8 protein-coding genes and 1 pseudogene are annotated in these 7,526 nt (G+C 61.9%); 7 read left to right on the forward strand and 2 right to left on the reverse strand.

Annotated elements, in window-relative coordinates:
- Nucleotides 1–223: 223 nt before the first annotated feature.
- From ctlX to WBB95_RS09430, 7 genes are all read left to right on the forward strand, one after another.
- Nucleotides 224–1,150 (forward strand): citrulline utilization hydrolase CtlX, encoded by a 927-nt coding sequence (gene ctlX / locus WBB95_RS09400; protein WP_424487335.1) that lies wholly within the window; start codon nt 224–226, stop codon nt 1,148–1,150.
- A 16-nt stretch (nt 1,151–1,166) separates the two neighbouring features.
- Complete coding sequence (locus WBB95_RS09405) at nt 1,167–2,213, forward strand: ornithine cyclodeaminase (protein ID WP_424487336.1); 1,047 nt, start codon at nt 1,167–1,169, stop codon at nt 2,211–2,213.
- Between the two features lie 226 nt (nt 2,214–2,439).
- Nucleotides 2,440–3,219, forward strand: a complete 780-nt coding sequence (locus WBB95_RS09410) for an ABC transporter substrate-binding protein (protein WP_424487337.1) — start codon at nt 2,440–2,442, stop codon at nt 3,217–3,219.
- A 136-nt stretch (nt 3,220–3,355) separates the two neighbouring features.
- Nucleotides 3,356–4,057, forward strand: coding sequence for an ABC transporter permease (locus WBB95_RS09415; RefSeq protein ID WP_424487338.1), 702 nt, complete (start codon nt 3,356–3,358; stop codon nt 4,055–4,057).
- On the forward strand, nt 4,054–4,767 hold the full coding sequence (locus WBB95_RS09420) for an ABC transporter permease (RefSeq protein ID WP_424487339.1): 714 nt from the start codon (nt 4,054–4,056) through the stop codon (nt 4,765–4,767). The genes WBB95_RS09415 and WBB95_RS09420 overlap by 4 nt, the downstream gene beginning before the upstream one ends.
- A 3-nt stretch (nt 4,768–4,770) precedes the next feature.
- Nucleotides 4,771–5,607 carry an ABC transporter ATP-binding protein gene (locus tag WBB95_RS09425; protein ID WP_424487340.1) on the forward strand — a complete coding sequence of 279 codons (837 nt, stop codon included), beginning with the start codon at nt 4,771–4,773 and terminating at the stop codon, nt 5,605–5,607.
- 4 nt (nt 5,608–5,611) lie between these two features.
- Nucleotides 5,612–6,109 carry an Lrp/AsnC family transcriptional regulator gene (locus tag WBB95_RS09430; RefSeq protein WP_071487193.1) on the forward strand — a complete coding sequence of 166 codons (498 nt, stop codon included), beginning with the start codon at nt 5,612–5,614 and terminating at the stop codon, nt 6,107–6,109.
- 77 nt (nt 6,110–6,186) lie between these two features.
- On the opposite strand, the gene WBB95_RS09435 is transcribed toward WBB95_RS09430, so the two are convergent.
- Together WBB95_RS09435 and WBB95_RS09440 are read right to left on the reverse strand one after the other, a co-directional pair.
- The gene (locus tag WBB95_RS09435; protein WP_424487341.1) at nt 6,187–7,020 is read right to left on the reverse strand and encodes a TIGR03915 family putative DNA repair protein; all 834 of its coding nucleotides are present in this window, start codon (nt 7,018–7,020) and stop codon (nt 6,187–6,189) included.
- Nucleotides 7,017–7,526: pseudogene (locus WBB95_RS09440) on the reverse strand (putative DNA modification/repair radical SAM protein); the annotation flags it as partial. The pseudogene WBB95_RS09440 and the gene WBB95_RS09435, both read right to left, overlap by 4 nt.

Consider the following 7,526-nt stretch of genomic DNA (forward strand, 5'->3'; position numbering starts at 1 on the left):
GCGAAGGCGGTGTGTCAGTCACCAAATTCAATACTGACACACCGCCTTCGCGAGCAAGCCCGCTCCCACATTTTTATCGCATTCCACTCTGCCACAGCCGATTCGGCTGCCCCACCCCACTTTTCAGCTTTCCCGGCTGAGACGCCTCGCTATATCAGCCGAGATCCCCCCGCCACAACGCACAAAATAGCCCCACAGCTCAGCCCCATGGATTCGTGCACCCATGCAAACCACCAACACTGTCCTGATGATCCGCCCGGCGCGCTTTGCCTTCAACCCGGACACCGCGATCAACAACCGCTTCCAACGCCAACCTCTGGACCCGCTCAGTGCACAGCAGAAAGCGCTGGAAGAGTTCGACGGTTATGTTGACACCCTGCGCCGTCACGGAGTGGAAGTGCTGGTGGTGCAGGACACCCCGGTGCCCCATACCCCCGACTCAATCTTCCCCAACAACTGGTGGAGCAGCCACGCCGACGGCAGCCTGGTGCTCTACCCGATGGAAGGCCAGAACCGACGGCTGGAGCGCAACAAGGGCGTGCTGCAAGTGCTGGAACAACGCTTCGCGATCAAAGGCACGATCGACCTGAGCCATTTGGAACAACAGAACATCTTCCTCGAAGGCACCGGCAGCATGGTGCTCGACCGCCAACACCGCATCAGCTACGCCTGCCACTCCGGGCGCACCCACCACGACGCCCTGCGCCAGTTCGCCGAACGCCTCGACTACCAGCTGTGCGTGTTCCACGCCGTCGACCGCCACCAGGCGCCGATCTACCACAGCAACGTGATGATGAGCGTTGGCCGCGACCTCTCGGTGGTGTGCCTGCAAGCGCTGCCAAACGCCGAGGAGCGCCAGGCGCTGGAACGCTCCCTGCGCGACACCGGCAAGGACATCCTCGCCCTCGACTTCGACCAGCTCGAAGCCTTCGCCGGCAACATGCTCGAAGTCCACGACCGCGACGGCCAGCCGTTGCTGGTGATGTCTGCCAGTGCTTGGGGCGCCCTGCAACCGGCCCAGCGCCAGCATGTGGAGCGTCACACCCACCCGGTGGTGGTGAACATCGACAACATCGAACGCATCGGCGGCGGCAGTGCCCGCTGCATGCTGGCGGAAGTGCACCTGCCCGCCCGCGCCACCTTCCAATAACTCAAGGAGTCTTGCCATGACCCGTTATATCGACGTCAACGACCTCAGCTACCTGGTCTCGCAAAAAGGCCTGCCAACCTGCATCAGCGAAATGGCCGAGTACATCCGCGCCGACTACCTGCGCTGGCAGGACTTCGAAAAATGCGCACGCCTGGCCAATCATTCGCCCGAGGGCGTGATCGAGCTGATGCCGGTGTCCGACGCGTCGCTGTACGCGTTCAAATACGTCAACGGCCATCCGAAAAACACCCAAGCCGGCATGCTCACCGTGATGGCCTTTGGCGCCCTGGGCGATGTGGACACCGGCAAACCGGTGCTGCTGGCAGAAATGACCCTGACCACCGCGATCCGTACCGCCGCAACCTCGGCGCTGGTCGCCCGTTACCTGGCGCGCGACAACAGCCGCAGCATGGCGTTGATCGGCAACGGCTCGCAGAGTGAATTCCAGGCCCTGGCCTTCCACACCCTGCTGGGCATCAATGAGATCCGCCTGTTCGACATCGACGCCAAGGCCACCGCCAAGCTGGCAGCCAACCTCAAGGCCTTCCCGGCAATCACGGTGATCCTGGCTGGCAGCGTGGCCGAAGCCGTCAAAGGTGCAGACATCGTCACCACGGTGACTGCGGACAAGGCTTACGCAACCATCCTGACCGACGAAATGATCGAGCCGGGCATGCACCTCAACGCCGTCGGCGGCGACTGCCCGGGCAAGACCGAGCTGGACCGACGCATCGTCGAACGCGCGCGGGTGATCGTCGAGTACGAACCGCAGAGCCGCATTGAAGGTGAAATCCAGCACATGCCGAATGACTCGCCTGTGACTGAACTGTGGCAAGTCATCAACGGCCAGAAACCCGGCCGCGAGAACGCACGCCAAATCACCCTATTCGATTCGGTGGGCTTTGCCATCGAAGACTACTCGGCGCTGCGCTACGTGCTCGACGTGGCCAAAGCGCTGGACGTGGGCAGCGAACTGGAACTGGTACCCGACCTCGCCGACCCCAAGGACCTCTTCGCCCGACTGGCCCAACAGCCTCGCGCACAGCAGAAAAAGCGCGCCTGAGACCGCTCTGGCCTGCCGCTTTGCGCTCAGGGCAGGCCGGAATTTCACCATCGATAAGCCGATTCAGCGTGTGCAGCAGCCGATTCCGCTGCATTGCGCTTTTTTACAGCGCAATTCGCGCTTTATGCACGGGGTAAACGACACAAAAAACGCACCATCATGAAGCATTCTCTGCTCCCAGCGATTCACTGCCCTGACATCAATTACAAAATATAGGGACATCACCATGACTCCACTGCGATCACTCTTCGCCGCGTTGCTGTTGCCACTGTGCGCCACCGCCGCCCACGCCCAGGAATGGAAAGAAATCCGCTTCGGCGTATTCCCCGAATACCCGCCCTTCGAGTCCGTCGCCGCCGACGGCAGCCTGCAAGGCTTCGATATCGAGCTAGGCAACGCCATCTGCGCCAAGCTCGAGGTGAAATGCACCTGGGTGCACAACGAGTTCGATGGCATGATCCCGGCCCTGCGTGCACGCAAGTTCGACGCGATCATGTCGTCCATGGCGGTGACACCGGCGCGTGAAAAAGTCATCGACTTCAGCGACCGGCTGTTTCTAAGCCCGACCTCGGTGATCACCCGCAAAAGCGCCGACTTCGGCGACACCCCCGAATCCCTGAAAGGCAAGCAAGTCGGCGTGCTGCAAGGTTCGCTGCAAGAGGCGTATGCCCGCGCGCACCTGGCCAAGCTAGGCGCACAGATCAAGGCTTACCAGTCCCAGGAACAGAACTACGCCGACCTGCAAAACGGCCGCCTCGACGCGACCCTGACCGACAAGCTCGAAGCCCAGCTCAACTTCCTGTCCAAACCTGAAGGCGCCGACTACAAGACCGGCCCGGCCTTCAAGGACCCGACCCTGCCCCTGGACATCGCCATGGGCCTGCGCAAGAACGACGCAGAACTGCGTGAGTTGATCAATAAAGGCATCGCCGCCGTGCAGGCCGATGGCACCTACGCGCAGATCCAGAAGAAGTACTTCGGCGATCAGGACATCTACAACGAGTAACCCCTACGCCGACTGTGTGGGAGCTGGCTTGCCTGCGATAGCGGTGTCTCAGGTACAGCTGTACTTGCTGACCCGACGCCATCGCTGGCAAGCCAGCGCCCACCGTAAATCTCTGTGCTTCAGCGAGATTCTTATCATGAACGAACTCCTCAACCTGCAGGGCTACGGCCCGATGCTGGCCCAAGGTACCTGGATGACGGTCAAGCTGGCGTTCCTGGCGCTGGCCCTGAGCCTCGCCCTGGGCCTGATTGCCGCTGGCGCCAAGCTCTCCCGCGCCAAGTGGCTGCGCGTGCCGGCCACGCTGTACACCACGCTGATCCGCAGCGTGCCGGACCTGGTGCTGATCCTGCTGATTTTCTACAGCCTGCAACTGTGGCTCAACGACCTGAGCGACGTCTTCGGCTGGGACTATTTTGAGATCGATCCGTTTACCGCCGGGGTCATCACCCTGGGGTTTATATACGGCGCGTACTTCACCGAGAACTTTCGCGGCGCGATCCTCAGCGTGCCGGCGGGTCAACTCGAAGCCGCGACCGCTTACGGCCTGAGCCGCTGGCAGCGTTTTCGCCTGGTGCTGTTCCCGCAACTGATGCGCTTTGCCTTGCCGGGCCTGGGCAATAACTGGCTGGTGCTGCTCAAGTCCACAGCGCTGGTGTCGATCATCGGCCTGTCGGACCTGGTCAAGGCCGCGCAAAACGCCGGCAAGTCCACCAGCGAGCCGCTGTACTTCCTGATCCTCGCGGGCCTGGTGTACCTGGTGATCACCACCCTTTCCAACCGCATCTTCAAGCGCCTTGAACGGCGCTACAACCTCGGCCTCAAGGGGATGGCGCGATGATCGAACTGTTCCAGCAATACGGCCTGGCCTACCTGTTCAGCGATGATGCGGGGTTGTCCGGCGTGGCCATGACGTTGTGGCTGTTCATCATTTCGGTGGTGCTGGGGTTCGCCCTGTCGATTCCCCTGGCGCTGGCTCGCGTGTCGGAGCACTTCTGGCTGCGCTGGCCGGTGGAGCTCTACACCTACCTGTTTCGCGGCACGCCGCTGTATATCCAGTTGTTGATTTGCTACACCGGGCTGTACAGCCTGGAGGTGGTGCAGGACAACGCCCTGCTCAACCAGTTTTTCCGCAATGCACTCAACTGCACCCTGCTGGCGTTTGTGCTGAACACCTGCGCGTACACCGTAGAAATCTTCGCCGGGGCGATCCGTAACATTCCCCATGGCGAGGTCGAAGCGGCACGCGCCTACGGCCTGCACGGCTGGCGGCTCAACCTGTTTGTGGTGGTGCCTGCGGCACTGCGCCGTGCACTGCCGGCCTACAGCAATGAAATGATCCTGATGCTGCACGCAACGTCTTTGGCGTTTACTGCCACCGTCGCCGACATCCTCAAGGTCGCCCGCGACGCGAATGCCGAGACGTTCCTGACGTTCCAGGCCTTCGGCATCGCCGCCCTGCTCTACATGCTGCTGTCCTTTGCACTGGTGGGCCTGTTTCGACTGGCCGAACGTCGCTGGATGCGTTTTCTTGTTCCTACCCGAGGCTAACCCATGAATCAGTCCGCGCAGGCCCTGGCCGCTTATCCCGTTGATGAACCCGCTGCAAAAACAGCCCCACAAACCACCGCGATCAAGCTGCAGGTCGAAGGCATCCACAAACGTTACGGCGAACACGAAGTGCTCAAGGGCGTGTCGCTGAATGCCCGTCACGGCGACGTGATCAGCCTGATCGGCGCCAGCGGTTCGGGCAAAAGCACGATGCTGCGCTGCATCAACTTCCTCGAACAACCGGACGCCGGGGTCATCACCCTCGACGGTATCAGCATCGAAATGCGCCAGGGCCGCGCAGGCACCCGTGCGCCGCATCAGGACCAACTGCACAACCTGCGCACACGCCTGGCCATGGTGTTCCAGCACTTCAACCTTTGGAGCCACATGACCGTGCTGGAAAACATCACCATGGCGCCGCGCCGGGTGCTGAATGTCAGCGCGGCCGAGGCGGAAAAACGCGCACGGATGTACCTCGACAAGGTCGGTTTGCCGGGCCGCGTGGCGGATCAATACCCGGCGTTCCTGTCCGGCGGCCAACAACAACGCGTGGCCATCGCCCGCGCCTTGGCGATGGAGCCGGAGATCATTCTGTTCGATGAACCCACGTCAGCGCTTGACCCTGAACTTGTAGGAGAAGTCCTCAAAGTCATACAGACGTTGGCCGAGGAAGGTCGTACCATGCTGATGGTCACCCACGAAATGGGCTTTGCCCGCCAGGTGTCCAGCCAAGTGCTGTTCTTGCACCAGGGCCGGGTTGAGGAACACGGCGGCGCCGACATCCTCGACCACCCCAACAGCGAACGCTTGCAGCAATTTCTTTCCAACCGTTTGAAGTGAACTCATGGATACCAAGGCCAACGGACCCCACTCTTCCCCTGCGCTGGACCGCATCGATGAGGCGATCATCGACGTGTTGCGCCATCAGGGGCGTATCACCTACGAAAAGCTCTCGTCACTGGTGCACCTGACGCCCAGGCCCTGCCTGGAGCGGGTGCGCAAGCTGGAGCGGCGCGGGGTCATTCGCGGGTACGGGGCGATCATCGATGTGCAGATGGTTTCGCCGGGGCTGTCGTTGCTGGTGCTGGTGGCCTTGTCCAATCAGAGCGGGCGCTCGGCGCAGAAGGCTTTTGAAGCCTGCGTCAAAGCCTGCCCGCAGGTGTTTGAATGCCAGTTGATCAGCGGGCCGTTTGATTACAGCCTGCGCATGCGCTGCCGCGACATGGAGCATTACCGGGTGTTGACGGAGACCTGGTTGAACAATGATGAGTTGCACATCGATAAGTTGGTGGCGCACCCGGAGTTGGCGGTGGTGAAGAACACCGCGACTGAGCTGACATAAATCGCAGATCGTTCCCACGCTCCGCGTGGGAACGATCAGTACACCGTCTTCGCGAGCAAGCCCGCTCCCACATTTTTTTAACCGAGCCCACCTGAAATCCGCTTGCCGGGCTTGGCGCCAATCAGCTTCGCCTGCCCATCCTTTTGCTTCCCCGTTCGCGCCTCGCTGATCAACCCCGGAATCAACTTGCCCTCCGGTAAGTTCTTCCAGAACCGGCTCGGCAAATGCCCTTCCATTACCTTGGGGTTCAACCGCGCCGGGTTGAAAATGTGGCTGTAATAGGTCAACCACATGGCGCTGTGCGGGTCTTCAACATTCTGCGCCAATTGCCGCCACGCTTCGGGGCACTCGCGTTGGTGAATCAGTTGCTCACCGTCGTAATAAACCCCGTCCAGCGGCGTGGCGATCATCCAGCGATGGCGCCCCATGCGCCCGACAAAATGCTGGCTGGCGGATTTGAGAATGTCGTGCGCCGGTTCATGCCAGGCCACGTATTCCGGCAGCTCGGCGCCTGCGTCTACCGGCAAGGCGACAAACCGCACAAACGCATGCAGGTGATGGGCCTCGCGGCTCACCTGCTTGATCCGCCGCTGCAACTCGCTGCCCAGCTTGTCACCCGCCAGCATTGCCGTGCGGTCACCATGGCTGACGCGCCACAGCACTTCATACAGCAGGCTCCAGCGCTGACCGCCGTGGTAGCAGGCGGCGGACTCCAGCAATTGCAGTAACGCCTTGGGGATCCGCGCCTGGAACGGGCCGAGCTGCTCGGGGACAGGCTCGTCGGTGGCAAACAGGTCCGCCACTTCAGCTTCGCCCCAGCTCACCTGGCTGGGGTCGACCTGATGGCTGAGCAACCAGCGCGCCTGTTCGCGCCAGGTGCTGAAGAGGTTGTCGCATTCCAGGCTGATCATCCCCAAAGGCCCATTTGCTGGGGCGCCGGGCGGTCGCGCAGTTGCTCACGCAGCAACACGCTGGTGCTTTCCGCCTGCTGCGGGTGGTAATCGCTGGTGATGAAAAACGGCTTGGCCTTGGCCAGCACGCAGCGCATGCGCGCCAGGTCTTCGAAGCGGATCTTGCGTTCGCGGCGCAGGTCGACCAGGCGCTGGGTGGTGCGCAGGCCGATGCCGGGGATGCGGGCGATCAAGGTTGGTTCGGCGCGGTTCAGGTCCAGGGGGAACACTTCGCGGTGCTCCAGGGCCCAGGCCAGCTTGGGGTCGATGTCCAGGGCCAGATGGCCGGGGCCTTCGAACAGTTCGTTGGCGCTGAAGCCGTAGCTGCGCAGCAGGAAGTCCGCCTGGTACAAGCGGTGCTCGCGCATCAGCGGCGGCGCGGCCAGGGGCACGCTTTTCGGGCTGTTGGGGATGGGGCTGAAGGCCGAGTAATACACGCGGCGCAACTTGTAGTTGCCATATAAGGC

Source organism: Pseudomonas sp., from assembly GCF_049645325.1.
Taxonomy (GTDB): domain Bacteria; phylum Pseudomonadota; class Gammaproteobacteria; order Pseudomonadales; family Pseudomonadaceae; genus Aquipseudomonas.